The 26,373-nt window shown below is 72.0% G+C and carries 23 protein-coding genes; 4 read left to right on the top strand and 19 right to left on the bottom strand.

The window, feature by feature from the left end; all coding sequences use genetic code 11:
* From ACLU3S_RS10990 to ACLU3S_RS10960, 7 genes are all read right to left on the bottom strand, one after another.
* Nucleotides 1-251, bottom strand: a 251-nt coding sequence (locus tag ACLU3S_RS10990; RefSeq protein ID WP_413951581.1) for a hypothetical protein, incomplete at its 3' end; no start/stop codon positions are given.
* 294 nt (nucleotides 252-545) lie between these two features.
* Nucleotides 546-1,127 (bottom strand): sugar kinase, encoded by a 582-nt coding sequence (locus ACLU3S_RS10985; protein WP_413951580.1) that lies wholly within the window; start codon nucleotides 1,125-1,127, stop codon nucleotides 546-548.
* The gene (locus ACLU3S_RS10980) at nucleotides 1,124-2,269 is read right to left on the bottom strand and encodes an ROK family glucokinase (protein WP_413951579.1); all 1,146 of its coding nucleotides are present in this window, start codon (nucleotides 2,267-2,269) and stop codon (nucleotides 1,124-1,126) included. Before ACLU3S_RS10980 ends, ACLU3S_RS10985 begins: the two co-directional genes overlap by 4 nt.
* Nucleotides 2,270-2,409: 140 nt before the next feature.
* Complete coding sequence (locus ACLU3S_RS10975) at nucleotides 2,410-3,180, bottom strand: ATP-binding cassette domain-containing protein (RefSeq protein ID WP_413951578.1); 771 nt, start codon at nucleotides 3,178-3,180, stop codon at nucleotides 2,410-2,412.
* Nucleotides 3,177-4,229, bottom strand: a complete 1,053-nt coding sequence (locus tag ACLU3S_RS10970) for an ABC transporter permease (RefSeq protein ID WP_413951577.1) — start codon at nucleotides 4,227-4,229, stop codon at nucleotides 3,177-3,179. The genes ACLU3S_RS10975 and ACLU3S_RS10970 overlap by 4 nt, the downstream gene beginning before the upstream one ends.
* Entirely contained in the window at nucleotides 4,226-5,230 is a 1,005-nt protein-coding gene (locus tag ACLU3S_RS10965; protein ID WP_413951576.1) for a sugar ABC transporter substrate-binding protein, read from the bottom strand. The genes ACLU3S_RS10970 and ACLU3S_RS10965 overlap by 4 nt, the downstream gene beginning before the upstream one ends.
* Nucleotides 5,231-5,393: 163 nt before the next feature.
* Complete coding sequence (locus ACLU3S_RS10960) at nucleotides 5,394-6,131, bottom strand: GntR family transcriptional regulator (RefSeq protein ID WP_413951584.1); 738 nt, start codon at nucleotides 6,129-6,131, stop codon at nucleotides 5,394-5,396.
* A 130-nt stretch (nucleotides 6,132-6,261) separates the two neighbouring features.
* Between ACLU3S_RS10960 and ACLU3S_RS10955 the strand changes: the two genes are divergently transcribed.
* A complete protein-coding gene (locus ACLU3S_RS10955) occupies nucleotides 6,262-7,284 on the top strand; it encodes a Gfo/Idh/MocA family oxidoreductase (protein ID WP_413951575.1) in 1,023 nt (340 codons plus the stop codon).
* A 189-nt stretch (nucleotides 7,285-7,473) separates the two neighbouring features.
* Here ACLU3S_RS10955 and ACLU3S_RS10950 read toward each other — a convergent pair whose 3' ends face one another.
* Nucleotides 7,474-8,664, bottom strand: coding sequence for a cytochrome P450 family protein (locus tag ACLU3S_RS10950; protein WP_413951574.1), 1,191 nt, complete (start codon nucleotides 8,662-8,664; stop codon nucleotides 7,474-7,476).
* A 170-nt stretch (nucleotides 8,665-8,834) separates the two neighbouring features.
* On the bottom strand, nucleotides 8,835-9,647 hold the full coding sequence (locus ACLU3S_RS10945; protein ID WP_413951573.1) for an AIM24 family protein: 813 nt from the start codon (nucleotides 9,645-9,647) through the stop codon (nucleotides 8,835-8,837).
* A gap of 102 nt (nucleotides 9,648-9,749) precedes the next feature.
* Between ACLU3S_RS10945 and ACLU3S_RS10940 the strand changes: the two genes are divergently transcribed.
* A complete protein-coding gene (locus ACLU3S_RS10940) occupies nucleotides 9,750-10,091 on the top strand; it encodes a hypothetical protein (RefSeq protein ID WP_413951572.1) in 342 nt (113 codons plus the stop codon).
* A 37-nt stretch (nucleotides 10,092-10,128) separates the two neighbouring features.
* Here ACLU3S_RS10940 and alc read toward each other — a convergent pair whose 3' ends face one another.
* Together alc and allB are read right to left on the bottom strand one after the other, a co-directional pair.
* The gene (alc, locus tag ACLU3S_RS10935; RefSeq protein ID WP_413951571.1) at nucleotides 10,129-11,244 is read right to left on the bottom strand and encodes an allantoicase; all 1,116 of its coding nucleotides are present in this window, start codon (nucleotides 11,242-11,244) and stop codon (nucleotides 10,129-10,131) included.
* A gap of 45 nt (nucleotides 11,245-11,289) precedes the next feature.
* Nucleotides 11,290-12,630: an allantoinase AllB gene (gene allB, locus ACLU3S_RS10930; protein ID WP_413951570.1), complete on the bottom strand. Its 1,341-nt coding sequence runs from the start codon at nucleotides 12,628-12,630 to the stop codon at nucleotides 11,290-11,292.
* Between the two features lie 274 nt (nucleotides 12,631-12,904).
* Here allB and ACLU3S_RS10925 point away from each other — a divergent pair, with 274 nt between their 5' ends.
* On the top strand, nucleotides 12,905-13,699 hold the full coding sequence (locus ACLU3S_RS10925; protein ID WP_413951569.1) for an IclR family transcriptional regulator: 795 nt from the start codon (nucleotides 12,905-12,907) through the stop codon (nucleotides 13,697-13,699).
* A 63-nt stretch (nucleotides 13,700-13,762) separates the two neighbouring features.
* On the opposite strand, the gene ACLU3S_RS10920 is transcribed toward ACLU3S_RS10925, so the two are convergent.
* On the bottom strand, nucleotides 13,763-14,083 hold the full coding sequence (locus ACLU3S_RS10920) for a DUF5955 family protein (RefSeq protein WP_413951568.1): 321 nt from the start codon (nucleotides 14,081-14,083) through the stop codon (nucleotides 13,763-13,765).
* Between the two features lie 153 nt (nucleotides 14,084-14,236).
* Between ACLU3S_RS10920 and ACLU3S_RS10915 the strand changes: the two genes are divergently transcribed.
* Nucleotides 14,237-14,944 carry an HAD family hydrolase gene (locus tag ACLU3S_RS10915; protein ID WP_413951567.1) on the top strand — a complete coding sequence of 236 codons (708 nt, stop codon included), beginning with the start codon at nucleotides 14,237-14,239 and terminating at the stop codon, nucleotides 14,942-14,944.
* Between the two features lie 116 nt (nucleotides 14,945-15,060).
* Here the strand turns inward: ACLU3S_RS10915 and ACLU3S_RS10910 are convergent, their stop codons facing one another.
* The 7 genes from ACLU3S_RS10910 to ACLU3S_RS10880 all read right to left on the bottom strand — a co-directional run bounded on the left by ACLU3S_RS10910 (nucleotide 15,061) and on the right by ACLU3S_RS10880 (nucleotide 26,125).
* On the bottom strand, nucleotides 15,061-15,747 hold the full coding sequence (locus ACLU3S_RS10910; RefSeq protein WP_413951566.1) for an SDR family oxidoreductase: 687 nt from the start codon (nucleotides 15,745-15,747) through the stop codon (nucleotides 15,061-15,063).
* Between the two features lie 18 nt (nucleotides 15,748-15,765).
* On the bottom strand, nucleotides 15,766-16,830 hold the full coding sequence (locus ACLU3S_RS10905) for a questin oxidase family protein (protein WP_413951565.1): 1,065 nt from the start codon (nucleotides 16,828-16,830) through the stop codon (nucleotides 15,766-15,768).
* A complete protein-coding gene (locus tag ACLU3S_RS10900; RefSeq protein WP_413951564.1) occupies nucleotides 16,830-17,855 on the bottom strand; it encodes a hypothetical protein in 1,026 nt (341 codons plus the stop codon). Before ACLU3S_RS10900 ends, ACLU3S_RS10905 begins: the two co-directional genes overlap by 1 nt.
* On the bottom strand, nucleotides 17,852-18,886 hold the full coding sequence (locus ACLU3S_RS10895) for a hypothetical protein (RefSeq protein ID WP_413951563.1): 1,035 nt from the start codon (nucleotides 18,884-18,886) through the stop codon (nucleotides 17,852-17,854). The genes ACLU3S_RS10900 and ACLU3S_RS10895 overlap by 4 nt, the downstream gene beginning before the upstream one ends.
* Nucleotides 18,837-20,795: a hypothetical protein gene (locus ACLU3S_RS10890; protein WP_413951562.1), complete on the bottom strand. Its 1,959-nt coding sequence runs from the start codon at nucleotides 20,793-20,795 to the stop codon at nucleotides 18,837-18,839. The genes ACLU3S_RS10895 and ACLU3S_RS10890 overlap by 50 nt, the downstream gene beginning before the upstream one ends.
* A gap of 63 nt (nucleotides 20,796-20,858) precedes the next feature.
* Nucleotides 20,859-21,713: a hypothetical protein gene (locus ACLU3S_RS10885; RefSeq protein WP_413951561.1), complete on the bottom strand. Its 855-nt coding sequence runs from the start codon at nucleotides 21,711-21,713 to the stop codon at nucleotides 20,859-20,861.
* Nucleotides 21,710-26,125: an NACHT domain-containing protein gene (locus ACLU3S_RS10880; protein WP_413951560.1), complete on the bottom strand. Its 4,416-nt coding sequence runs from the start codon at nucleotides 26,123-26,125 to the stop codon at nucleotides 21,710-21,712. Before ACLU3S_RS10880 ends, ACLU3S_RS10885 begins: the two co-directional genes overlap by 4 nt.
* Nucleotides 26,126-26,373 lie beyond the last annotated feature (248 nt).

Raw genomic sequence — 26,373 nt, 5'->3', positions numbered from 1 at the left:
GGCAGGGTCAGCGCGGGGACCGTACGGCGGCGCACAGCGGAGCCGTGGCGCCGTACGACCGTCAGTTCCTCGGTGGCGGCCTCGGTGCCGGTGGGCAGGGGGCCGCCGTCGGGGTCCCAGAAGGCGATGCGGCCCTCGCGCGGGACGGGCGCGGGCAGATAGACGGACGCGAGGCGCGCCGGGACCGGGTGCCCGGTCTCGGCGTCCCGGGAACCTGCGGTGCGCTCGGCCACCGCAGCCGTGCCGCTCATACGTCCTGCCACCTCCCGCCCGTGCGTCGGATCAGACGTATTCGACTCTACGGGCGGGGTCTGACAATCGGCCCCGGCCCGGCCGCGGCCCGCACACCACCGGCGCATCGGCCCCGGCCCGGCCGGGGCACCGCACCACCACCGGCGCATCGGCCCTGGCAACCGGCCGGGGCCCGCAGACCACCGGCGAATCGGCCCCGGCCGGGCCGGGGCTTGCGCACGACGGGTGTATCGGCGCCGACGGCCACCCCGGGCCCGCGCCACGGCCGGCGTGCCTCGCCGGAGGTCTCGCGGCTACGGCACCGTGCGCGAGACGACGTACACCATCGGGTAGTTGGGGTCGGACATGTTCACGACCACGTCCTGGGTGGGCGACGGGTTCTTCTGCACATGGCTCAGGCCCCACCATGGTTCGGTGCCGGTGAAGTTCCAGCCGCTGACCTTCCGGTCGCGGGCGCCTATGGCGATGTCGTCCTTCTTCAGCTGGTCCCGGCGGGTGCCCATGGACTCCAGGAAGCTGTCCAGGCCGGCCGCGTTGGTGCGGAACTCCACGTAGAGGCGGCTGGTCTTCCAGTTGTTCGTCTCGTAGTAGGCGATGTAGTCGGCGGGGTGCGGCACGGTCACCTGGTAGAGGCGGCGCTGCACCCTGGACGGCCAGCCCGCGGTGAGGCCGGTCGCGGAGTAGGCCGCCTCCTTGTCCTTGCCGCTGTTGCGGCTCTGGTTGGCGGAGATCACCAGGTAGCCCGCCGGAACGCCGATGAGCAGCACGATGATCAGCAGGGTGAGCGCCCTGCGTCTGGCCTTGTGCCGAGGGTCCTCGACGCGCCGGCCCGGCTGCTGCGGCGGGGCGGCCTGGCGGGGCAGCGAGGCGGTCATGCGGTGTCCCGGTCGCGTCGGGCCTGGGCGTACCGCTCGTAGCGCTCGTATCGCTCCACGCGGCGCCGCTTGGCGCGGCGGAAGCGGCGGGCGACCAGCCGGGCGAGGTCGGCGGCGCCCACCATGCCGGCTTCGGGGCCGAGCTGGGCGCGGGTGATGCGGGCCTCGGGGCGGTAGCCGCGGCCGGTGAGATGGCGCTTGAAGGCGTCCCGGGCGGGGCCGATGAGCAGGTCGTCGGCGGCGGAGACGCCGCCGCCGATCACGAAGCAGGAGGGGTCGAGGGCGGCGGCGAGGTTGGCGATGCCGACGCCGAGCCACTGGCCGATGTCCTGCAGCAGCTCCACGCACATGGCGTCGCCCTCGCGGGCCAGCTCGGTGATCAGCGGGCCGGTGATGTCACCGATGTTGCCCTTGACGCGCTCGATGATCCCGTAGGCCACCGGCGAGTCGGCGGCGGCCAGCTCGCGCGCCTCGCGGACCAGCGCGTTGCCGGAGCTGTACTGCTCCCAGCAGCCGCGGTTGCCGCACGGGCAGCGGTGGCCGCCGGGCACGACCTGCATGTGCCCGAACTCGCCCGCGACGCCGTACTTGCCGCGCTTGACCTGGCCGTCCTCCAGGATGGCGCCGCCGATGCCGGTGCCGAGCGTGATCATCACGAGGTGGTCCTCGCCGCGTCCGGCGCCGAAGCGCCACTCCGCCCAGGCGGCGGTGTTGGCGTCGTTGTCCACGAGGACCGGCACGGACAGCCGACCGCTCAGGCGGTCCCGGAGGGGCTCGTTGCGCCAGGACAGGTGGGGGGCGAACAGCACGCGGTTGCGCTCCGCGTCGACCCAGCCGGCCGCCCCGATGCCCACCGCGTGCACGTCGTGCCGGTCGGACAGGTCCAGCACCAGCTCGACAATGGTGTCCTCGACGACCTTGGGGCTCTTGGACTTGTCCGGGGTCTCCGTGCGGAGCTTCTCCAGGATGTTGCCGTCGGCGTCCACGACGCCCGCCATGACCTTGGTGCCGCCGATGTCGATGCCGACGGTGGGGACACGGGGGGCAGTCAGGTGTGACCGGCGTTCCCTGGTACCCACCGTTCGCAGGACGGGGGCTCGGCGGGAGCCGATGGGGGCCGTGAGGTCGCGGTAGGTGCTCATCGGGCTCGATTGTGCCTCACCGTGGGGTAAGGGCGTGGTACGGGGAAGGGGGAGCGGTGCGCCCTCGGCGCCGGGTGCGGTGTGCGTCGTGGCCGGGCGCGCCCCGAGGCACGGCCGCGGACGGGTGCGGCCCGGCGCCCCTAACCACGTTGCAGTTCGTGGCGCAGAGCGTCCAGGTCGGAGCCGCCGGCCATCTGCCGGGTCAGTTCCTCCAGCGTTGTTTCGTCCCGTGTGTAATTGCCCACCATCGTGCCCCGCCTCAGGAGCACGAACCTGTCCCCCACCAGGTACGCGTGATGCGGGTTGTGGGTGATCAGAACAACACCCAGGCCCTCGTCGCGTGCCGCGGCCACATATTTCAGGACCACACCGGACTGCTTCACCCCCAGTGCGGCCGTCGGCTCGTCCAGGATGAGGACCTTCGCCCCGAAGTGGACGGCCCGGGCGATCGCCACGCACTGGCGTTCGCCGCCGGAGAGGGTGCCGATGGGCTGGTCGACGTCCCTGAGGTCGATGCCCATGCGGAGCAGGGCCTCCCGCGTGGTGCGGCGCATGAGATCGGTGTCCAGGCGCTTGAAGGGCCCGACGCCCTTGCGCGGCTCGGAGCCGAGGAAGAAGTTGCGCCAGACCGGCATGAGCGGGACGACGGCCAGGTCCTGGTAGACGGTCGCGATGCCGCGGTCCAGCGCCTCGCGCGGGGAGGAGAAAGTCGTCTCCTCGCCCTCGATGCGCACGGTGCCGCCGTCGTGCCGGTGCAGGCCCGCGATCGTCTTGATCAACGTCGACTTGCCCGCGCCGTTGTCGCCGAGGACACAGGTGATCTCGCCCGCGTGGACCTCCAGCGAGACGCCCTCCAGGGCGCGGACGGTGCCGTAGTGCTTGCTGACGTCGGTCAGCTCGACGAGTGTCACTTGGTCGCCTCCGCGCGCTTGCGGACCCAGGCGTTGAGCAGGGTCGCGAGGAGCAGCATCGCTCCGAGGAAGAACTTGAACCAGTCGGGGTTCCACTCGGCGAAGACGATGCCCTTGCTGGTCATGCCGAACAGCAGGGCCCCGACCGCCGAGCCGACGGCGCTGCCGTGGCCGCCGGTGATCAGGCAGCCGCCGATGACGGCCGCGATGATGTAGATCAGCTCGTTGCCGACGCCCTCGCCGGACTGGACGGCGTCGAAGGAGAAGAGCAGGTGCTGGCCGGAGACCCAGGCGCCGAACGCCACGCCCATGTACAGGCCGATCTTGACCTTGGCCACGGGTACGCCGACCGCGCGGGCCGCGTCGGCGTTGCCGCCGACCGCGAAGATCCAGTTGCCGGCGCGGGTGCGCAGCAGGATCCAGGAGGCGAGGGCGACGAGCGCGAGCCACCACAGGATGGTGATCTTGAAGTCGACGCCGCCGACGGTGAGCGTCGAGGCGAAGACGGCGCGGGCGCTCGGGAAGCCCTCCATGTCGCCGATGGTCTTGGTGGAGACCGTGCCGTCGATCAGCTTGGTGAAGCCCAGGTTCATGCCGGTCAGCATCAGGAAGGTGCCCAGAGTGATGATGAAGCTGGGCAGCCTGGTGCGGGTGAGCAGGAAGCCGTTGAAGGCGCCGACGGCCAGGGTGACCAGGAGCGAGACGGCCACGCCGACCCAGGTGTCGGCGGTCATCTGGTAGCTGAACATCGAGGAGACCAGCGCCGAGGACGTCACGAGGACGCCCGCGGACAGGTCGAACTCGCCGCCGATCATCAGCAGGGCCACGGGTACGGCCATGATGCCGATGGTCGAGGAGGCGTACAGGACCGTGCTGAGGCTGGAGGCGCGCAGGAAGCCGTCGGCGGCGCAGGCGAAGAAGACGAAGACCGCGAGCGCACCGACGACCGAGCCGAGCGCGGGGCGGGTGAGCAGCCTCCGCAGCGGGGAGGTCTGCAGAATCCTTTCGTCAGAGGTCGTCCCGGCCGTTCTCTGCGTGGTCGCGGTCATCGGGTGCCCCGCTCGGTGTACTTCGCCAGCGCGGCCGCCTGGTCCTTGGTGATGATCTGCGGGCCGGTCAGGACCGGCTTGCCACCGCCGAGGACGTCGCCGTTGTACTTGTACGCCCACAGCAGGTCGACCGCCTCGTAGCCCTGGAGGTACGGCTGCTGGTCCACGGCGAAGCCGAGGGTGCCGTCCTCCAGCTCGGCCGCGACCTTGGCGTTGAGGTCGAAGGTGTCGATCTCCGCCGTGCTGCCCGCGTCGTTCCTCGCCTTCACGGCGGTGTCGGCGTAGGGCGCGCCGAGGGTGACGACGGAGTCGATGGAGTGGTCGGCCTGGAGCTTGGCCTCGACGGCGGACTGCACGTCGGGCATGTTCGTGCCGTTGACGTAGAGCTTCTGCAGCGTGCCGTGGAAGGTCTTGGCGACGCCGTCGCAGCGCTGCTCGTGGCCGACGTTGCCCTGCTCGTGCAGGACACACAGGGCCCTCTTGCGGCCTCGCTGGTTCAGCTCGTCGCCGACGGCCTCGCCGGCGATGGTCTCGTCCTGGCCGATGTGGGCGAGGGCGCCGAAGGCCTTGGACTCCTCCGATCCGGAGTTGACCGTGATCACCGGGATGCCGGCCTTCTCGGCGCGGGCCACGGCGGCCTTCATGGCGTCCGGCTTGGCGAGGGTGACGATGATGCCGTCGACCTTCTTGTCGACCGCCGCGTCCACGAGCTGCGCCTGCTGCTGGGCGTTGTCGTCGTGCGAGTACAGGAAGTTGATGTTGTCCTTGACGGCGGCCTGCTTGGCGCCGCTCTGCACGATGTCCCAGAAGGTGTCGCCGTCCCCCGAGTGAGTGATCATCGCGAAGGTCCAGCGGGGAGTGTTCACCGCCGCCCTGCCCTGGGCGGCGGCGGCCCTGCGGGCGTCCTCGGCCCGCTTGCCGCCGGTGCTGCTGCAGCCCGCGAGGGACAGCGACAGTGCCCCCGCGAGCGCGATGCCTACCCAGGTCCGAAACCGTGCCACGAGGCCGTGCCCTTCTTGCCGTGTTCGTACGTACGCGAGGGGCCGGTGATTCCTCAGCGGCCCCAAACGCTCCAGTATCGAACATGGGAAACGCCCCTGACACGGCCGGGGCGTGGACACCGTTCGCATTGTCCGGACATTGTGACCGGTGTCGGCCGGCTCGTCAGGAGCGGACGAGCAGCTGGAACTCGAAGGAGTACCGGGTCGGGCGGTAGGTGTGGTCGCCGAACTCGACCGCGCGCCCGGTGTCGTCGAAGGTGGTGCGCTGCATGGTGAGCAGCGGGGCGCCCTCCGCCTCGGCGAGCCGCTCGGCCTCGGTGGCCGTGGCGCCGCGGGCGCCGATGGACTGGCGGGCGCTGTGCAGGGTGATGCCGGCGGAGCGCATCAGCCGGTACAGGCCGGTCGCCTCCAGCTGGGCGGTGTCCAGGTCGAGCAGTCCGGGCGGCAGGTGGTTGATCAGGTAGGCCATCGGCTCCCCGTGCGCGAGCCGGAGCCGCTCGATGCGGTGCACTTCGGCGCCCTCGCCGACGCCGAGCGCGGCGGCGACCGCGGCGGAGGCCGGGACGACGGTGTTGACCAGCACCTTGGTCGCGGGGCGCTGACCGGCCGCCTCCAGGTCGTCGAAGAGGCTGCTCAGCTCCAGGGGGCGCTTGACCTGGCTGTGCACGACCTGGGTGCCGACGCCGCGGCGGCGCACCAGCAGCCCCTTGTCGACGAGGGACTGGATGGCCTGGCGCACGGTCGGCCGGGACAGGCCGAGCCGCGCGGCCAGGTCGATCTCGTTGCCCAGCAGGCTGCCCGGGGTGAGGCTGCCGCGCTCGATGGCGGCCTCCAGCTGCTGCGAGAGCTGGAAGTACAACGGAACCGGCGAGCTACGATCCACACTGAGGTCGAGCGACACGGTCGGGTCCACTTCTGGTTTCGGCACGGGCCCGAGCGTAGTCCCGTGCCTGGTTGACGGGAAGTTGTGTAGTCCGATTGTCCGGACATTTGCATTGACAGGGCACGGGCTCCGCCCTCACTTTGTTTCCATGCGCATCGGGGTCATCGGTACGGGCCGCATCGGCACCATTCATGCGAACACGCTCAGCCGGCACCGCGAGGTCGGGTCGCTGATCCTCACGGACACGGATCCGGCGCGGGCACAGGAGCTGGCACACCGGCTGGGCGAGACGGCGGCGCCGGGGACGGACGAGATCTTCAAGTGGGGCGTGGACGCGGTGGTGATCACCACGGCGACGGCGGCCCACGCCGAACTGATCGGTCGGGCAGCACGCTCGGACCTGCCGGTCTTCTGCGAGAAGCCGATCGCGCTGGACCTCGCGGGCACGCTCCAGGCGCTCGCCGAGGTGGAGGCGGCCGGGACGGTGCTGCAGATGGGTTTCCAGCGGCGGTTCGACGCGGGGTACGCCGGGGCCCGGGACGCGGTGCGCACGGGACGGCTCGGGCGGCTGCACACCGTACGGGCCATGACGTGCGACCAGTCTCCTCCCCCGCCCGAGTGGCTGCCGCTGTCCGGCGGCCTGTTCCGCGACACGCTGATCCACGACTTCGACGTGCTGCGGTGGGTGACCGGCCGTGAGGTGGTCGACATCTACGCCACCGGGTCGGACGCCGGTCCCGCCATGTTCCGCGAGTACGGTGACGTCGACACGGGGGCGGCGCTGCTCACGCTGGACGACGGCACCCTGGCCACGGCGACCGCGACCCGGATGAACGGCGCCGGGTACGACGTCCGCATGGAGCTGGCCGGGGAGCGCGACACGGTCGTGGTCGGCCTGGACGACCGCACGCCGCTCGCCTCCACCGAGCCGACCGGGCCCCCGCCCGCGGACAAGCCGTGGAACGGGTTCCTGGAGCGGTTCGGGTCCGCCTACGAGGCCGAGCTGAGCGCGTTCGTCGAGGTGGTGCTCGGTGCGCGGCCCAACCCGTGCGACGGCCGCGAGGCGCTGCAGGCGCTGCGGATCGCCGAGGCCTGCGAGGTCTCCCGCCGCGAGCGGCGGCCGGTGGCACTGGCCGAGATCCCGGACCGGGTGCAGCCGTCGCACGACTGAGCGGGCGCCCAGATCGCGTGGAGCGAGTGCGTGCGGCCGTCTCGTGCCTGGGCGCGCGCCGCGATCCCGCATCGAGTGCGGCCGTCGTACGACTGAGCGCGCGCCGGGATGTCCGGACCCAGTCCAGTCGCAGGGCCGAGCGCGCGCCGGGATCGCGGAGCGGGTGCGGCCGTCGCACGCGCGCGCCCGCTACCAGCGGATCGGCAGGCTGCGCACGCCCCGCATCAGCATGCCCGGCAGCCACTCGCCGGGCGGGCCGTCCAGGGCGAGGCCGGGGGCCCGCTCCAGGAGCGACCCGATGGCGACCCGGCCCTCCAGCCGGGCCAGGGGCGCTCCCAGGCAGTAGTGGATGCCGTGCCCGAAGGCCAGGTGGCCGCGTGTGTCGCGGCGGATGTCGAAGCGGTCCGGGTCCGCGAACCGCGCACCGTCGCGCTGGGCCGCGGTGAGCCCGATCATCACGTGGTCGCCCCGCGCGATCGCGGTGCCGGCGATCTCCAAGGGCTCGGCGGCGAAACGGAACGTGGCGTTCTCCACCGGGCCCTCGTGGCGCAGCATCTCCTCGACCGCGCCGTCCAGGAGGCCGGGGTCGGCGCGCAGCGCGGCCAGCTGATCGGGATGGGTGAGCAGGGCGAGCACGCCGTTGCCGATCAGGTTGACGGTGGTCTCGTGGCCGGCGATCAGCAGGAGGAAGGCCATGCCGCGCAGCTCCCGCGGGGAGAGGCGGTCGCCGTCCTCGGCGGTCGTGCGGATCAGGTCGCTGAGCAGGTCGCCGGTCGGCCCCGCGCACCTCTTGTCCTCGATCAGCTCGGTGAGGTACTCGCCGAGCCGGACGACGGCGTCGTACTCGCTGTCTCCACTCGTCGGGGCGACCACTTCGGTGGACATCTTCCGGAACTCGGCGCGGTCCATCTCGGGAACGCCGAGCAGTTCGCAGATCACGGTGATGGGCAGCGGGTAGGCGAGGGACTCGATGAGGTCGGCGCGGCCGTGCGGCAGCATCTCGTCGAGCAGTCGGTCGGTGATCCGCTGGATCCTGGGCCGCAGTTCCTGCACCCGGCGCATGGTGAACGCGCGCGTGACGAGGCCGCGCAGGCGGGTGTGCTGCGGCGGGTCGGCCACCAGCATGTGCTTGCCGATCAGCTCCTCGTCGAAGAAGGTCGCGCCGATCCTGGCGCCGTCCTTGGCCAGCCGGGGGTCGGCCAGGGCGGCGCGGGCCTCCTCGTACCCCACGACGAGCCAGGTCTCGTAGCCCGCGTCGGCGCCCTGCATCCGGATCCGGTGCACCGGACCCTGCTCCCGCAGGCGGGCGTACACCGGGTGGGGGTCCCGGCGGAACGCGTCCCCGGACTCCCCGAGATCGACCACGTGGTGCCTGTCCATCCGCTCCCCTTCCGGACTCCCCCCGAGGCTCACCGGGCACCTCCCGATACCTCGACAACGTCCGGGGCGCCCGCGCAGTGCCCCGTCCTCCGTCAGTCGCGCAACCGGCCGGACGTCCTTGGGAAATGACTGCGTCCGATGAGTTGACGTCGAGCCTCCGAACGGCCGGTTCAGCCGACGTTCGTGGAGAACAGGCCGCCGGTCGGACCCTGCTTGTCGCCTCCCTGCGCCTTCCGCAGGGCGTTGGCGAGGCTCTCGATGGTCAGCGACTGCAGGATCACCCGGCCGCTCCCCTCCAGGGTGGCCAGGGACAGGCCCTCGCCACCGAAGACGGCGTTCATGATCCCCTGGCGGTTGAGCCCGCCGACGCGCTGGACGCCGTACTGGATGCCCTCCTCGAAGGCGACCACGCAGCCGGTGTCGACCTCGATGCGGCCTCCGAAGTCCGCCGGGTTCAGGTCGATGAAGTTGCCCGCGCCCGCGATGATCACCGTGCCGTACCCGGTGAACTTCTCCAGGATGAAGCCCTCGCCGCCGCTCATGCCGGTCCGGCCGCCCGCGAAGGCGATGCCGAAGTCCACGGTGGACTCCGCGGCCACGAAGGCGTCCTTCTCGGCGAACCACGCGCGCGTGCCGTCGAGTTCCAGGGCGCGCATCTCACCGGGGAGCACGCCGGCGAAGCCGACCGTGCCCTGGCCGCCCTGGGCGGTGAAGTACTGGAACGCCAGGGACTCGCCCGCCAGCATGCGCTGGCCCACCTGCATGGCGGTGCCCATGGCCTGGCGCAGCAGGCCGCCCATGCCGCCGCCACCGCCCTGCTGCTGCCCGCCGTTGCCGGACGGGCCGGACAGCCTCGTCTCCATGGTCACGTTCGTCGTCTTGAACAGGAACTTCCCCGCCTCGCAGTACACGGTCTGGCCGGGCTGCAGGTTGACGACCGCCATCTGCATGGCGTTGCCGACGATCTCTTGCTGAAGGGTCACGTCACCGACAACGCGGGGCCGGACCGGAGAGTTCCACGCGCCGCGGAGATCGGTGTCCGCTGACCGCCAGGGGGACGACGTCGGGGCGGCCGGGATGGAGGCATGACAACCCATGGAACTCCGGACGGCAAGGTCGCCCTGGTGACCGGCGGCAGCCGGGGCATCGGCGCGGCGGTCGCGCTGCTCACGCGCGCGTGCGGGCGGGGCGGCCGGCCCACGCGGCACGCGCGCGTGAGGAGCGGCGTCTCGCATCGCCGGCCGGACAGTGCCGGGTCCCCGCGCGCGGAAGAGGCCCATCACGGTGACCTGCGAGCAGACCGCCCGGCCGCCGCACCCCCGCACACGGGTGAAGCGCCCTCCCGGGTCGACGTGCACGCACGAGTCGAAGCGGTGGCCCCGCGCGCGAGCGCGGGAGGAGCGCCCATCCAGGAGACCCTGCTGTGAGCCGATCGAGCCGTGCCCCCGCGCGGGGGGGAGCGGGTCAGCCTCCCAGTTCCTGGTGGCGGGCGGAGAGGCGGGCCGCGCCGTCCTCGGTCAGGGAGCCGAACAGACGCAGGCGGGAGATGCCGCCGTCGGGGAAGATGTCGATGCGCGCGTGCGTGCCGACCGCCGGGGACGGGAGCACGAAGCGGTGGTCGGTGTCGGGCTGGAGGCGGGTGCGCGGCAGGATCTCCGTCCAGTCGCCGTCCTCGCCGTCCCGCACCGAAACCGACGCCCACCCGGCGCTGTTGCCCTTCAGGCACGCCGTGTCGATCTCGACGGCACGGATGCGGGAGCGGGCGACGAGCCGGTAGCGGATCCAGTCGTGGCCCTGGTCGCGGCGGCGCCGGGTCTCCCAGCCGTCGTCCATCCTGCGGGAGCGGCCCGGCTGGATGGTGTTGGTGGCCGGGGAGTAGAAGAGGTCGGAGGCGTCCTCGACCCGGCCGCCGTTCTCCAGGGCGACCACGTCGACGGTGCCGAGCGCCGCGAGCCACTCGGGGTCGGGAACCACCTCGCCGTGCACGCGCAGGCGGGCGATCCCGCCGTCGGGGTACTGGTTGACGCGCAGGTGCGTGAACCGCTGCTCGACGCCGACCTCGAAGCCGTTCGCCGCGTGCCCGCCGACGGGCGTGCGCGGCACCAGCGACGTCCACTTGACGTCGTCGCCGAGCAGCTCCGCGGGGGACGGGGAGCCGGGTACGCAGGCTCCCTCGACCGACACGGCCTGCGGGTGGTTGCCGCGGAAGTGAGCGGTGTCGACGACGATCCCGCGGATCACCCCGGGCGCGCCGAGGCGGACCAGCGCCCAGTCGTGGTCGTCGGCCGCCGGCCAGGGGTGCTCGGCGCAGGCGCCGCGCCGGCGGCGGGTCTCCCAGCCGTCCATGATCTTGCCCTTGTGCCCGAAGTGCTCGGGGTCGAACTCGGCGCGCTCGGGCGCGAGCAGGTTCTCCCGCTCGGCGAAGAACTCGTCGTTGGCGGCGACGACACCGGCGCCGAGCCGCCGGTCGGCGAGGTTGGCGTAGTGGGTGAAGGGGAAGTCGGCCGTGCGGTAGTCCGCGTACGGGTCGCCGCCTCCGTAGGGGTTCGCGTCGCCGGTGAAGCTTGGTGTCGCCGTCACGGTGATCAAGGGGTCCTTTCTGGAGTCGGCCGGATGCGGTGTGGCTCACTGGGGGCGGTCGAGCAGCGCGCCCTTCGGTTCGGTGAACGCGCCGTCCGCGACGATGCGTTCACCGCGCAGCCAGGTGGACTTGACGACGCCGTACAGGGTTCTGCCGGCGTACGCGGTGACCCGGTTGCGGTGGTGGAGGCCGGCCGGGTCGACCGTGAAGGTCTCGTCGGGCGCGAGGACCGCGAAGTCGGCGTCGCGGCCGGGGGCGATGGCGCCCTTGCGCGCGTCGAGGCCGACCAGGGCGGCCGTGCGCGCGGACATCCAGCGGACGACGTCCTCCAGGCCGTGGCCGCGCCTGCGGGCCTCGGTCCAGACGGCCGAGAGGCTGAGCTGGAGACCGGAGATGCCGCCCCAGGCGGTGGCGAAGTCCTCGGTCTTGAGGTCGGCCGTGGAGGGCGAGTGGTCGGTGACGACGCAGTCGATGGTGCCGTCCGCCAGCGCCGCCCAGAGCAGCTCCTGGTTGGCGGCCTCGCGGATGGGCGGGCAGCACTTGAACTCGCTCGCGCCGTCGGGGACTTCCTCGGCGGTGAGGGTGAGGTAGTGCGGGCAGGTCTCGACGGTGATCCGGACGCCCTCGGCGCGGGCGGCGCGGATCAGCGGCAGCGCGTCGCTGGAGGACAGGTGCAGGACGTGCACGCGCGCGTCGAGGCGCCGGGCCTGTGCGACGAGGGCGGCGACGGCCGTGTCCTCGGCGTCGCGGGGGCGGGAGGCGAGGAAGTCGGCGTACCTGGGGCCGCCGTGCTGCGGGGCCGCGGCCAGGCGGCGCGGGTCCTCGGCGTGCCCGATCAGCAGGCCGCCGAAGCCGGCGATCTCCGCCATGGACCGGCCGAGTTGCTCCTGGTCGAGGTGGGGGAACTCGTCCACGCCGGACGGGGACAGGAACGCCTTGAAGCCGAAGACGCCGGCGTCGTGCAGCGGGCGCAGGTCCTTGACGTTGCCGGGCAGGGCGCCGCCCCAGAAGCCGACGTCGATGTGCGCCTTGTCGCGGGCCACGTCCTGCTTGAGCCGCAGGTGATCGACGGTGGTGGTCGGCGGGAGCGAGTTGAGCGGCATGTCGATCAGGGTGGTGATGCCGCCGGCCGCCGCGGCGCGCGTGGCGGTCCAGAAGCCCTCCCACTCGGTGCGTCCGGGGTCGTTGACGTGGACGTGGGTGTCGACCAGACCGGGCAGCAGTACGTGGTCGCCTACGTCCTCCAGGCGCGCGGTGGCCGGGACCTCGGCGTCGTACGGCAGGACGGCCGTGATCCTTCCGCCGGACACGGCGACCGTGGCGGCGCGCGTCCCTTCCGGAGTGATGACGCGCGTCGAGCGCAGCACCAGTTCAGCGTCGGACACCCGAACCCCTCTCTGTACGGCCGTTTTACGCCCAGGAACCGGGATGTACACCCACGTAACGGATTTCAACGTTCTGTTGAAGGAGTCTTCACTCCCCCTTCTCCGCCGTCAAGAGGCACACTTCTGGAGGGGAGGCAGCGGGCACCCGCCCTGGACGTTTCCACAAAGCGGAATTATGATTCCAAGTAGCAGAACGTAGCCACGCACAGGCGGGGAGGCGACCGGCTGCCCGCTAGGCTTCTGCCCCTCCTGTCCGTCCCGAAAGGAACGCGCCGTGCCGACGTCCAGCGCCAGCACCACCGACTCCGCGAAGTCCGCCAACGGAGGCGGGGTCCAGTCCCTCGAGCGCGCCTTCGACCTGCTCGAGCGGATGGCGGATGCGGGCGGCGAGGTCGGCCTGAGCGAGCTGTCCGCGGCGAGCGGGCTGCCGCTGCCGACCATCCACCGGCTGATGCGCACGCTGGTCACCTGCGGATACGTGCGCCAGCAGCCGAACCGGCGGTACGCGCTCGGCCCCCGCCTGATCCGGCTCGGCGAGTCGGCGTCCCGGCTGCTCGGCACCTGGGCCCGGCCCTATCTGGCCCGGCTGGTGGAGGAGACCGGCGAGACGGCGAACATGGCGCTGCTGGACGGCGACGAGATCGTGTACGTGGCGCAGGTGCCGTCGAAGCACTCGATGCGGATGTTCACGGAGGTGGGCCGGCGGGTGCTGCCCCACTCCACCGGTGTGGGCAAGGCCCTGCTGGCCGGGGTGCCGGACGACGAGGTCCGGGCGCTGCTCGGGCGGACCGGGATGCCCGCGGCCACCGAGCGGACGATCACCACGCCCGAGGCGTTCCTGGCGGCGCTGGAGGACGTGCGCCGGCTGGGGTACGCCGTCGACGACAACGAGCAGGAGATAGGGGTGCGGTGCCTCGCGGTGTCCGTGCCGGACTCTCCGACGGCTGCCGCGATCTCGATCTCGGGCCCGGCCGGGCGCGTGACGGAAGCGGCCACCGAGAAGATCGTTCCGATCCTGCAGCAGACCGCCCTGGAGCTGTCCGAAGCACTGGCGAACTCGGGCGCCTGAAAATTCGGGGCCGGCGCATCCGGCCCGAGCCGAAGCGGCCGAGGTGCCCGCGAGCTCCGCGCCTCAGGTGCCCGTGCCCGGCGACTCCCCGAACAGGTCCACCGCCTCCCTGACCCCCGTCAGCCCCGGCGCCAGCGCGCTCACCGAGCCGATCGCGCCCGCGATCAGTAACAGGGACCTGCGCAGGCGCGGGATCTCCGGAGCGCCGCCCGCGGCCATCGCGGCCAGGGCCGCCAGTTCGTCCTCGGCTATGGCGCGGTCGGGGAAGTCCGCGGGGAGCGCGGCGAGTTCGCGGCGCAGCCGGGCCACCGCGGTCCGCAGTCCCGTCACCCTCGGGTCCTCGTCGCTGCCGGTCACCGGCCTCTGCCCCAAGCTCCGCAACACAGCCCTCCCCAGGCGCGCCGTCGTGCGCGGGTCAGTAAACGCCACCCGGCCCGGCACGCGCCACCGTACGGACAGAAATTCAGTCCTCCCGGTTCCGGACCGATACCGCTGTTGTTTCACTTTTCCCCCGCGTCGGCGACTAGGGTCGCCGCCATGCCGTACACCGCTGTGGTCTTCGACTTCTACGGGACTCTGACGCCCAGCATCCCCGCTCCCGTCTGGGTCGAGCAGGCCGCGCGCAGCGCCCAGTGGCTCGATATCCCCGCCGCGATCTGGTCCAAGGCGTGGGACGAGTCGTTCCCCGAGCGCATCGTGGGCGCCCTCGGCGGTGTGGAGGACACGGTGCGCACCCTCGCCCGCCGTTGCGGCGTCGATCCGGCCCCCGACGCCCTGGCCGCCGCGTGTGCCGCCCGGCGCGCCGCGCAGCGGGAACTGTTCACCTTCCGATCGGACGCGCTTTCCGTCCTCGGACAGGTGCGCGGCCTGGGCCTCGGGGTGGGCGTACTGAGCGACTGCAGTGCGGAGTTGGCCGAGCACTGGACCGCTCTGCCGGTGGCGCCGGCGGTGGACGCGGCAGTGTTCTCGTGCGAGGCGGGGCGCCGCAAGCCGGACCCGGAGCTGTTCCGCCTCGTCGCGCGGAGGCTCGGGGTCGCCCCCGGGAGCTGCCTGTACATAGGCGACGGCGGAAGCGGGGAGCTCAGCGGTGCCCTGGCATGCGGCATGACGGCCGTGATGCTGCGTGCGCCCGACTGGGCGGACAACGACGTGGTGATGCGTGAGGACGACTGGGCCGGGCCATCCGTCGGCTCGCTGTCCGACGTCCTGCCGCTGCTCGGCGCGGAGGGTGCGGCCACCAGTTAGTAGATGACCAAATACCTTTGCACGCCGCCGAGTCGACCGCTCGAAGCGGCACGAGGAGTGCACCACGGACGGCATCCGAGCCGCGGCCGTCCGGGCACACCCCGCCGCATCGCCCGCTACCAGCGGCCGGTGTTCCTCGCGGTCAGCACGATCTCGGACGGGACGACCGTCGGCGAGCAGGTGGCGGCGTACAGGACGGCGTCGGCGACGTCCCCGTAGGTCATGGCATTGCCGGCGGCGACACTGGCGCTCGACTCCTCGCCGACGGAATCGGGATAGACGGCGGTGATACGCAGGTCGGTGCCGCGCAACTCCCGCGTCAGGCCCTCGTGCAGTCCGTCCTGGGCGCGCTTGGCGAGGGTGTTGAGGGCCGTGTCCGGGAAGCCGGGCTTCGCGGAAGCGGCGGCCACGTGGACGAACTGGCCGGGCTCCGAGCCGATCAGTTCTCCGGCGGAACGGGCGACCAGAACGCTGCCCAGCACGATGGCGTCGATGTGCTGACGGATGACAGCGACATCCACCTCGCTGAGCGTGCCGGGAGTCCAGATGCCCGCACAGTGGACGATCAGGCTGACATGGCCCCGGTCCGCACGCAGTGCCCCGGTCCCGGCGGCCACGCTCTCCGGGTCGGCGACGTCCACCGCGCGCCAGGCGGCGGCTTCTCCGCCGTCGACCACCGCGCGGACACGGTCCGCGGACCGGCCCCACACCGTGACGTGCACGCCCTGGGCCGTCAGCCGTTTGGCCACCTCTCGGCCGGCTCCGCTGCCCCCACCGGTCACCAGGGCGTTCGAATGTCTCACGGAGGGTCCTCTCTGACGTCACATCAGTGGCTCGATACGCTCGAGCGCTGCGCCGGCGGCGTGTAGATAGTAGGGGACGGGGTGCCGTGCGTTCTCCCGGATGCACGCCTCGGTCATCTTGATGACGTGCTCGTCGCCGTGCTCGGCCGCCCTGCCCGCCAGTTCCTCCGGCGCGAGCGGGGTTGTCCCGACGTCCGGCAGCGGGATGCGGGTGGAGGGATGGTCGAAGGCCGCGACGATGACCGCGGAGAGCTGCCAGACCGCCGCGAACGCATTGCGGTGGTGGGCCTCGGGCAGATGGGGCAGCAGGAAGCGCAGCGCCGCGGGCGCGGTCAGGGCATGCACCAGGGGGATGGGGGCCTTGGGCTGGCGCACGAACACCCGGGCGGCGGCGCCGGTGAGTTCCCCGAGGGCCTGCTCCACGTCGACGGGCGGGCGCACCTCGGCGCACGTGTCCGTCAGCCGCGGCAGTGTCATGGCCGGGACCATGCGACCCATGATTCCCGGGCCGTCCGCGGGCACCTGGCGCGGCAGCCGGGGCAGGACCTCGACCACCTCGTCCACCGGCCGTGAGCCGTAGCGGGTCGGCCGCTCGGGGAACGCGTGATAGCGGCAGGCCCAGTACCCCAGCCCGCGGGCGAGTTCGTCCAGCAGCGGGGGGAGAGGCGGCTCGACCGACCGGCTGATGGCTCGGACCGCGTGAGCGGTGCGGATGATGCCGTGCGCGGCGGCCGCGGCGATTCCCGGGGACAGCCGGGGCCACCACAGGACCAGCACCTCCTGCCAGGGACGCTCGGCGAGTTCGCGCCGGAAGAAGTCGATCCAGTCCTCGACCCTGCGCACGTCGCCCAGGGCGCAGCGCCACTCCTGCTCACTCGTGCCGATGCGGTCGGTGGCCGAGTCCGCGGTGTCCAGCCGCCGGCGGTACACGTCCACCCAGGGGACGACGGTGGCGTCGTACCCCATGGCGATGAGGGCGTCCGACGCCATCGGGCCGTGGTTCGACAGATAGCCGTCGAATTCGCAGCCGGTGTCGCGGAGCATCTCGAGTGCTTCGAGGGAGGTTTCCAATCCGGCCTGCATCAGTACCCCTTGATGCCGTCGTGGTCGAGTGAGGGACGTTCCGAAAAGCTCGCCGAGACCGCTCCCGGGTTGCCGAGAGCAGACATATCACGGCCGATGCGCCGCTCATGCGCGTTCCACTCGGCCTGCTCGGCGGGCGGCAGCGCTCCTTCGACCGCGCACTGCCGCAGGCCGACGAGACCGAGGTCCGCCACGAGGGCCTCGCTCCAGCCCGGGCCGTCCCGCAGGATGTGAGCGACGAAAGCTGCCGACACCGCCGCTCCCGCACCGCTGGTGTCCGTGATCCGGGCTGCGGGCGGCGGAGTCCACCAGTGATGCCGGTCCGTTCCGCCCAGGCCCAGGCCCTGCCCGCCGGAGGTGATGAGCGCCAGGGGGCAGTCCGTTCCTTCGCAGAGCTGGCGGAACGCCGCCCTTCTGGACTTGGGCGAGGTCAGTTCCGGGATGCACACCTGAGGCAGGACACGGGCCGTCGGCAGCCGGCGCCGAAAGGCGAGGATCCGTTCACGGGCCGACTGCCCGCCGGTGCGGCCCAGGTTGACCACCACCGTGCCGACGGGACCGGCCGCGGCCACCACGTCCAGGCAGGCGGAGGCGAGCCAGGGATAGGCGTCGAGGTAGACGACGCTGTCGGCGAGCCGGAGCGCGTCGCCGCCCCCGCAGTCCCGCAGCGATGCGACGCCGGGGGCCGGGCAGTTGAACCACACGCGTTCACCGTCGTCGGTGCTGATCTCGATCTCCGTCGGTTCACCGCGCCACGGTCCGATGCGCACCGGATCCGACCACCGGCGCAGCAGGGTGAGCGCGAGCATGTCGAGCGGCCGCCGCCCGGGGTGGGAGAGCACGTGCCCCGCTCGCACCCCCAAGCCGTTCAAGTGAGCGGCCACGAGCGGTGCGTCACACGTGAGGGTGGAGCCCAGGGGCCGGCACACCTGGCCGTCTCCGTCCCCCCTCGGGAGTCGAGCGACGCGCAGCCGGCCGAGCACGGCGAGGTATCCGACGACCACGACGGCCGGCGGCGCCGTCATCGGTCCCGCCTGGCGACCAGCCCGTGCGAGGTCCAGCAGTACGTTCTCTCGTGTCCCCAGTGCTCGGAGTAGGGGATGCCGCCCTGCCGGGCACGGATCGAGCAGCCGGCCCGCCGCAGTACCTCCGCGATCTGGTCAGGACCCAGGACGCGGCGCGGCCGGGGGGTCTCGACTCGCCAGGAGTAGAGGTCCGTCAGGATCAGGTGGCCGCCCGGGCGCAGCGCCCCGGCGAGCCGTTCGGCCGCCGTCAGCGGTTCGGTGAACAGGCTGACGGTGTTGCATGCGATGACGAAGTCGTAGTCGCGGTCCGGGGGATACGAGTCCTGCCAGTACTCCACCAGCGGCCTCGGCCGCGCTTCCCTCTGCGCCGGTTGTGCGACCGGGGCCGCGCCCCCCTCCGGCACCGCCACGACCTCGCTCGCCGGTGCCCGGCACTCGAACCAGTCGATGCCCGGCGCACTCCGGTCGAACGACACCCGGCGCGGCAGCGTCAGCGCCGCCCCGCCGTGCAGAAGCGCGGCGAGCACCAGCGACTCGAGCGAGGTGTCACCGACCCAGAAGCGGCCCCGGGGACGCATGGACATCACGTCATGGGCCAGCCGGCCGACACCGGCGCCGACCTCCGCCACCTTGATCCGCTCGTCCGGCCCGGACCGCGCGAACACCTGCAGCGCGCACCAGGCGCGCGGCGGCAGGGCGGGACCCGACGCCTCCGCGTCGCCGTCGGCCCAGTTGAACGACAGTGACCTGGTCAGCCGGTGCCAGTCGGAGTAGTCGTGATCGGCGTCGTGCGTCTTGTCGTCGTCGGTCGCCGCCTGCGAGCCCTCCGTCAGCGCGGCGGCCGTCTCGAGAACGCCGCGCAGAGCGGTGCAGGCGCCGGGCGGCGCGGCCGGTTCGATGCCGCCGAGGTCGTCGAGGAACGCGGCGAGACGGCGGGTGAAGCCGGCCAGAGCCGCAGGGGCGACGCGGGACAGCAGCGCCTCAACGCCGGCTGCCGCCGCTCCCGGCAGCGCTGTGCTCGGTGTCCTCATACCGCTCTCCCTGGGTGCCGTGGGCGGGAATGTGGGCGCGCAGCAGCGTCCCCTCCATGGACCAGAACGCGGCCGTGCCGTCCCAGCCCGCGCTGACGAAGCCGTCGTCCAGGGCCTGGACGGTCGAGACGCCGGGTTTGGCGTGCCAGATCAGCTGCCGCCAGCCGAGCAGCCCGCCGGTGGGAGCGAGGTACCAGAGGCACACGGTGCTGTCGTAGCTGCCACTCGCCAGGACGTCCCCGCCGGGCGAGACCGCGACGGCCTTGACCGACTTGACGTGGACGGCCGGAAGCCTCAGCACGCTTCCGTCGGCGGGGTTCCAGACGCGGACGTGCCGGTCGCGGGAGGCGACGGCCACCCACGGCCGGGTGAGCGGGGCGGCGACCGCGTTGACGAGCACCAGGTCCTTCGCGCGGTAGCGGGCGGCTTCGGTCAGGCCCTCGGCCGGCTGCCACGCGCTGAGCGTGTTGTCGGAGGAGCCGGCGACCAGGAGTCCGGCGCCGGGGCACCAGACGAGCGACTTGACAGGACCGCGGTGGGCGGTGACGCGGCCGGTCTCCTCGCCCTCCGGGGTCCAGCGACGGAGCACACCGTCGTAGCCGCCGGAGACGAGGGTGCCGTCCGGCAGTGCCGCGAGGGCGTTGACCGGGCCTCCCGGAGACCGGGCCAGCAGCCGGGGCTCTCCGGCGTCGGGGACCACGGTGATGTGGCCCAGATAGTCACCGACGACGAGTTCGCCGCGGCCGTCGTGCCGGATCAGTGCGGAAATCAGCGTCGGGAGCCGATGAGCGGGGCGGGAGCCCAGCAGGCCGACCGCTCCGCAGTCCTGGCCGGCGTACACGCGTCCACCGTGACCCGTCGCCAGCACATTGATGCTGTGCGTGTCTGCGCCGGCCTCGGGTCCGGCTCCGGCTCCGGTTCCGGTTCCGGTTCCGGTTCCGGTTCCGGTTCCGGAAATGGTGTGCAGAAGGGCCCGACCGCCGAAAGAGCCCGTCACCAGGGTGTCGTCGTCGAGCAGTGCGCACGAGCGTTCCCACTGCTGGGCGTGGCGGACCACGGCCCGCAGACGCCTGGACGTCGTGTCGTAGACCCGTACGGCCCCGTCGTACGACGCGCCGAAGACCCGGCGTCCGCTGGGCGAGAAGCCGACCTTGCGTACCGAGGCGCCGGCCTCGGGCATGGCCCGCGCGACGTCCCAGCCGGCGGACTCCCACAGCCGCAGCCGTCCGTCGTCGCACCCGGTGGCCAGGAGGCGCTCGTCGGGGGACCAGGCCAGGGTCTCCACGTCTCCGGGGTGCGCCAGCACCTGGCAGGACGTGAGGTTTGACGTTTCCCAGACCCGGACCGTCGAGTCCTCGGAGGCGGTGGCCAGATACCTGCCGGAGGGGGCATGGGCGACGGCGAAGACGCCGTGCTCGTGCCCGTCCAGCACGGTGGGCGGGCCGCCGGAGCCCAGCCGCCAGAAGTACACCCCGGTGTCGTTGGCGTCGCAGACCGCGGCCAGCACCTCGGGGTCACGTGGGTCCCAGGAGATGTCGTTCACGTCGTCGCCGTGCGGGCCGAGACGCTCCAGGACCATGCCGGTGGCGAGGTCCAGCACGTAGGCGAAGCAGTCGGCGGCCGCGACCGCCACCCGGGTCCCCGAGTGGTCCACGGCCACGGAGTTGACCAGGTCCGCGAAGCGTACGGCCCACACGATGTGCCGCGACGCCGTGTCCCAGCGGATGACGTGCCCGTCGTATCCGCCGGTGACCATGACCTGCGGCACCGGTCCCAGGTCCACCGAGGTGACGGCGGAGAGGTGGCCGCCGAGCTCCTTCTGCGTCCGCCAGAGCGTCGCCTCCGGTGACATCACCGGGGACGTCGGCGGGGACGTCACCGGGGATCGCGCGTCAGATACGGCCGACATCGCCGTCCTTTCCGTCGGTGGGCTGACCGGTGCCGGGCGTGCCACGGGCGTTTCGCCCCCCCCTCATTCCCGGTGCCTGGGCGGCCGGGGGGCAAGAGGGAAACAGGTCGCGAGGATCTCGCGGGTCCGCGCGGCCGTCAGATACGCGGCCGCGGTGTGAAAGTCGAGCAGTCCGATCGCCGTCTCAATGTCCTGGTCGAGGTCGAAGTGGGCCGTGAGAGGCCTCGGTACGGCCACGACGTCACCCGGATCCGCGATGTTGACCCAGCGGCGGACGTTCGGGGGGCGCCGCCCGCGGGCACCCGCGGAGGGCGTGAGGCGATCGAAGACGATGCGCGGCATCCCCAGGGGCGACCCCAGGGTGAGCAGCAGGTCGATCGGGACGTCCGGAGTCGTCCACAGCGCCTCGTAGGCGACCACCGACCCCAGCGAGTGCGCGACGACCACTCTGGGCCGTTCCTGGCGGATGGTTCGGGCGACGTGGTGGCGGGCGGCCGTGCGGGCTTCGTTGACACCCGGCCGCAGGTAGGCGGCCACCTCCCAGAAGAAGGTGGCCACGAAGGGCCTGAGGAGGGCTTCGTTCAGGCATCTGACCCTCGCTATGCGGTCGACGACCATGCGCAGAGGGAGCGTCAGGTGTCCCTGCACCGCCTGCTCGTCCACCGGCTCGATGCACGCCGCCCAGTCCCGCACCATTGACTGGACGTCCTGCGGCAGCCGGTCCAGATCGTCGCCGTGGCTCTGCGGTGTGACCGAGCGCAGGAACGGCGCGTAGTAGGCCACACGCAGCTTGTGGGAGGCCCCGTCGACCAGTCCGGCCAGGTGCTGTCCCCACTCGGACGACAGCCGGTCGCCGACCTCCTCATCGGGCCCGCGCGTGTAGTTGCCGACGCCGTGGACCCCCACTATGTCGCTCATGCCCCCAGCTCTCCGATGTCGTAGCCGCAGTCCAGCACGGCTACCTCGTTGTCGAATGCCACGACGACCGAGCCGTCCGGTCCCGCCGCGACCGACGTGCCCGGCCCGGGCAAATGGATCAGGCCCAGACAGCGCTTGTCCCCTACGTCCCAGACGCGTGCCGTGCCGTCCGAGCCGCCGCTCACGGCGATGAGGCGGTCTTCCGCCGTGGTCACGTCGATCGAGTCGACGGAGTCCTGGTGCCCGGCCAGTGCTCCGAGCAGCCGGCGTTGCCTGATGTCGATGACGCCGACGGTCTTGTCGAAGCCGGCGGTCATCAGTACGGGGCGTCCGTCCAGCTCCGCCAGCGCGAGGTCCCACACGGTGCCGGCCGAGGTGATCGGTGTGCCGGTCTCGGCCCTGGTCAGCAGGTCCCAGGTGCGGATCGTCCCGTCCCCGCCCGCCGTGGCGGCGATGGGGCGCCCGTCGACCGTCCCGCACGCCACGGACCAGGCAGGTCCGGAGTGCGAGAAGCCCTCGGACAGGCACTGCCCACGGATCAGGTCCCACATGAGCACCGAGCCGTCGCCGCCGACGCTCACCGCCATCGAGCCACCGTCGAAGGTGCTGGTGGCCAGCGCACGCACGGAAGTGCGATGGTGACCCCGCAGCAGCCGGTGCGCGCCCGAGCCGGGGTCCCAGACCCGCATCGACCCGTCGCTCGCGCCGATCACGGCGACGAGGGCGCCGGACAGCACGGCGGTGTCCAGGGCCCTGACGCAGTCCGCGGGCACGCGCAGGGCCCGGAGCTGCCTGCCGGACGTCCCGTCCCACAGCCGCACGGTTCCGTCCCGGCCCGCCGACACCACCGAGGGGCGCCCGTCGAGACGGGCGAACACCACTTGCCGTACGGCGGCGCGGTGCCCCGTCAGAGCCGCCGCCTCCGAGCCGTTCATGAGCTCCAGCTTTCTCAGCGCCCCGTTTTCCTCCGCGACGACGACGGCGCCCCGGGCATCGCCGGGCGCCGCCGTCACCGCATCGACGCGGGCGGTGTGCACGTGGACGGCCGTGGTGCCCCCGCCGGTCAGGTGCCAGGAGCGCAGACCGTCCGCTGCCGCCCCCACCACGACCGGACCGTCTCCCAGGTCCGCCGACGTCAAAGCCGACACCGGCCCATCCAGAGCGAGCGACCCCACCCGCACACCCCGAACCACATCCCACACATGCAAACCATCACCGGCCGCCCCCACCACCACCGGCCCCTCCCCCAAGTCCACCGACGTCAAAGCCGGATAGCGTCCCTGGCTCCCGAGTCGGCCCCGCTGGGTGCCGGTGACGAGATCCCATACCCGGCAACTGCCGTCGTCCCCACCGGAGATCAGCACAGGACGTCCGTGCAGCCGGGTGATGCCCACGGTGTTGACCGCGCCCACGTGACCGATCAGGTCGAACCGCTTCTCGCCGGCGGCGAGATCCCAGACACTCAGGGTGCCGTCGCTTCCTCCGGCCACGCCCAGGCAGAGTTCCGGCCGACCGTCCTGGCCGGCGAGCCGGACGGATTCGAGGGCGAGGACGGAGTCCGTGCGGCAGTCCAACGACAGGCGCTGCGTCTGTGCCGGGAGATCGAAGACCCGCACCACTCCGTCGCTCCCTCCGGTCAGCAGCCACGACTCCCCGGGCGCAGGGGCCAGGTGGGCCACCGCCAGGACGCCGCTTTCGTGGCGCGGGAGTTGGGTGTGCTCCGCCCCCTGAGCCAGGTCCCAGACGCGGACCGAACCGTCGTACCCTCCCGTCGCGACGAGGGCGCCGCACCCCGTGGGGGCCGTGATGCCCGTTGCCGACCAGGCGGGCCCCTGATGCCCCGGTAACGACGCCTTCTCGGTCGCCGCGGCGATGTCCCAGGCCCGCACCAGCCCCTGCCGGCCCGACGCCACCACCACCGGACGGCCGTCGAGGCGCACGCAGACGAGTGAGGTCACCGGTCCCGCGTCGACGGTGAGCGTGGCGACCTGCTCACCCGAGGCCAGGTCCCACAGGCGCAGACTGCGGTCGCTGCCAGCGGTCACCACGGCCGCCCTGCCGTCCACCTCGCAGCAGGCCACCGCGTTCACGGGTCCCCGGTGCCCCACGAGCCGTGTGTGCTCCCTGCCCGTTTCGAGGTCCCACACGGGGACGTCCTCCCGGGTTCCCGCCGCCACCACAACAGGGTGCCCGTCGACGGTGCCGCAGGAGAGGGACCGCACCTCCTCGGTGAGTCCCATCAGCGACTCGCACGGCAGCAGTTCCCAGGGAGCCCCCGTCACCCACCTCGGTTGCCAGGCCAGCGCCTGTTGCCGTGGCGGCCGGCTGAACCGCTGTGCGAGATGCGGCATCTGGTGCCGGGCGGCGTCGATGGCCAGTACGGATCGCCGGGCGTGCGCGTCGAGATGCTGATGGCAGCTCAGTGAGGCGCGGTAGACGGCGACGACGGATCGGCTGTCGGACGCATCGCCGGTCAGGTGCGCCCCGAGCGTGGCCGGATCCGCGTGCACGAGGAACTCCGTGTCCTGGGCCAGGGTGTTCAGCAGGCCGCAGGCGGCGGCGTGCTCGCTCATGTGCCGGAGCAGGTAGGGCGATGCCTCCTCCCAGTACAGGCCGCCGTCGTCCGCCCGGCCCACCAGATCCAGCAGACGGTCGAAGACGACGCGCTCCTTCAGCCGTTCCGCTGCTGCCGGCCTGCCGGGCAGCGTGCTCGCCGACCGCAGGTGATCGATGAGGGCCTGATGGAACAGCCGGTAGACGATGCTGCCGTCGACGTCCATGTCCCTGCGCAGATAGAACCGGGCCTCCTCCAGGGCGTCGCGGACATCGCTCTCGGCGGGCGCTCCCAGCGACGGGTTGGCGAAGAGGGGTGCGATCGCCCGGATCGCGGTGCGCGGCATGCCCTGGCCCCGTGCGAAGGCCAGGGCGCAGAGAATCGGGCGCACCCAGGGCGATGTCTGCCGGCGCAGGTCCAGGTCGAGGACCTCGGGCAGGGTGCCGGGCACTCCCGCGGCATCCGCCGGCGCCGCCCCTGCGTCCGCTCCTGCGGCCGTCGGGCCGCCCTGTTGGGCCAGGCTGTTCGCGTACAGGCCGGCGACCAGGAACTCTCCCCACTGCGGGCGTTCCTCGGCATGCCTGGCCGCCAGCCGGCCGGCGACCGAGCCGGCGATGGAGTCCCTGAGCCGGCGGTGGGACACCTGGCGGTACTCGTTGTTGCCGTTGAGCAGGTCGATCACATAGCTGCGCAGCGCGTTCTCGAGTTCGTCGCGGCGGACGTCGTCGAGGTCGATCAGGCCCTGCGCCCGTCGGGCGCGGGCCAGCAGCGGGTCGAACTGCTCCCAGGGCCTGGTGGCGACCAGCAGCCGGCAGCACGGCATGCCGTCCGGCCTGGTGCGGTCCAGGAGAGGTTCGAGCACGTGGGACATGACCCGGCCCGGGTCCTCGGCCTCGTCGAGCGCGTCCAGGACGAACACCAAGGGCTCGGGGAAGCGTGTCAGGGCATCGGCGAGGGCCTGCCCGGACGCGTCCTCGGCGGCGGTCGGCAGACCCGTCTGGCGTGCCACCGAGTCGAGGATCGCGTCGACGTTCTGGTCACGCAGGTGCAGGGCCACCAGATGAGGGTTGACGGAGGGGAGTTCGTCCCTGCGGTGGAACCACACGTGCTGTGTCGCTTCGTGGAGATCGGGGTGCGCCGAACAGACGAGCATGCCGAGCAGTGCGGACTTCCCGCTGCCGGGACTTCCGGTGACGACGCGAAGGGCTCCGGGCGATTCGCCGTCCAGCCAGCCGGTGAGCGTGGCCAGTTCTCGCTGCCGGCCGCGGAAACACCCCACCGCAGTACGCCGGTCCGGGCCACGGCCCAGTGCGCGTTCGTAGAAGTGCCAAGGGTCGACCAGTTCGTCGACGGAACCACAGAAGTTCGCCAGTCCGGGATTCAACATGCTCAGTGTGTGGTGCTGTTTCGCGGCGTCATGCGAGTATCCAGGGTTGGGAAAGAAAGGCAGGTCGACCTCGGCGGCAAGATCCACCGGCGTTCCGACCACGAGTTGCACATATCCGTCGCTGCAGAGGCGCTTGGTCTCCTTCCGTATGTTCTGGGCGATCAGCGGCAGTGGAATGAAGCGCTGCGAGGGGTGAATGTCGAACTCCTGGGCGTGCGCCCGCTCCAGCACGGTGCTCATGGCCTGCGTGAACCATCCGTTGAAAGCGGGCCGGTCGGGCTGGCAGCCGGCCAGGACCCAGGCCTGGCGCTGTTCGTCGTCCATGTCGCTCAGCCAGGACAGACGGGCGGCCTGGCCCGCCCCGCACACATCGACGAGGAACAACGTCACAGAACGCCCGGTGATCCGGCCGCCGTCGTGACCGGTCGCGTCACCGTCACGGTCCATGGCGTCGGACAGCCAGCTGTTCACGTCGGTGCGGGAACCGAAATTCCCGTCGGCCCCCACGATTTGGACCGACCTGTTCCGGCTCACGCCATGGCTCAGCACATGGACGATCAGCGCGTCACCCGGAGAGGAATCCGCAAGGGCATCCTCCACGAGATCGCCGATGCGCCGGGCCGTCAGGGCCGAGGGCGAAGGGCAGGGCAGCGGCGAGTAACCATGCGGAGCGAGCGAGTCGATCAACTCTCTGCTTCTGCGCCCGGCGAAAGGCAAGG

The sequence above is a fragment of the Streptomyces sp. AF1A genome, from assembly GCF_047340315.1.
Taxonomy (GTDB): Bacteria; Actinomycetota; Actinomycetes; order Streptomycetales; family Streptomycetaceae; genus Streptomyces.
The sequence above is the reverse complement of the archived record's forward strand: the minus strand, read 5'-3'. Positions and strand labels throughout refer to the sequence as shown.

Bases quoted from the DNA above. Each gene is read 5' to 3' on its own strand.
- ACLU3S_RS10915 (WP_413951567.1), top strand. From the start codon at position 14,237: ATGCCGTACACCGCTGTGGTCTTCGACTTCTACGGGACTCTGACGCCC.
- ACLU3S_RS10885 (WP_413951561.1), bottom strand. From the start codon at position 21,713: ATGAGCGACATAGTGGGGGTCCACGGCGTCGGCAACTACACGCGCGGG.
- ACLU3S_RS10940 (WP_413951572.1), top strand. From the start codon at position 9,750: ATGACAACCCATGGAACTCCGGACGGCAAGGTCGCCCTGGTGACCGGC.
- ACLU3S_RS10950 (WP_413951574.1), bottom strand. From the start codon at position 8,664: ATGGACAGGCACCACGTGGTCGATCTCGGGGAGTCCGGGGACGCGTTC.
- ACLU3S_RS10970 (WP_413951577.1), bottom strand. From the start codon at position 4,229: ATGACCGCGACCACGCAGAGAACGGCCGGGACGACCTCTGACGAAAGG.
- ACLU3S_RS10955 (WP_413951575.1), top strand. From the start codon at position 6,262: ATGCGCATCGGGGTCATCGGTACGGGCCGCATCGGCACCATTCATGCG.
- ACLU3S_RS10905 (WP_413951565.1), bottom strand. From the start codon at position 16,830: ATGCAGGCCGGATTGGAAACCTCCCTCGAAGCACTCGAGATGCTCCGC.
- ACLU3S_RS10985 (WP_413951580.1), bottom strand. From the start codon at position 1,127: ATGACCGCCTCGCTGCCCCGCCAGGCCGCCCCGCCGCAGCAGCCGGGC.
- ACLU3S_RS10980 (WP_413951579.1), bottom strand. From the start codon at position 2,269: ATGAGCACCTACCGCGACCTCACGGCCCCCATCGGCTCCCGCCGAGCC.
- ACLU3S_RS10890 (WP_413951562.1), bottom strand. From the start codon at position 20,795: ATGTCGGCCGTATCTGACGCGCGATCCCCGGTGACGTCCCCGCCGACG.
- ACLU3S_RS10895 (WP_413951563.1), bottom strand. From the start codon at position 18,886: ATGAGGACACCGAGCACAGCGCTGCCGGGAGCGGCGGCAGCCGGCGTT.
- ACLU3S_RS10900 (WP_413951564.1), bottom strand. From the start codon at position 17,855: ATGACGGCGCCGCCGGCCGTCGTGGTCGTCGGATACCTCGCCGTGCTC.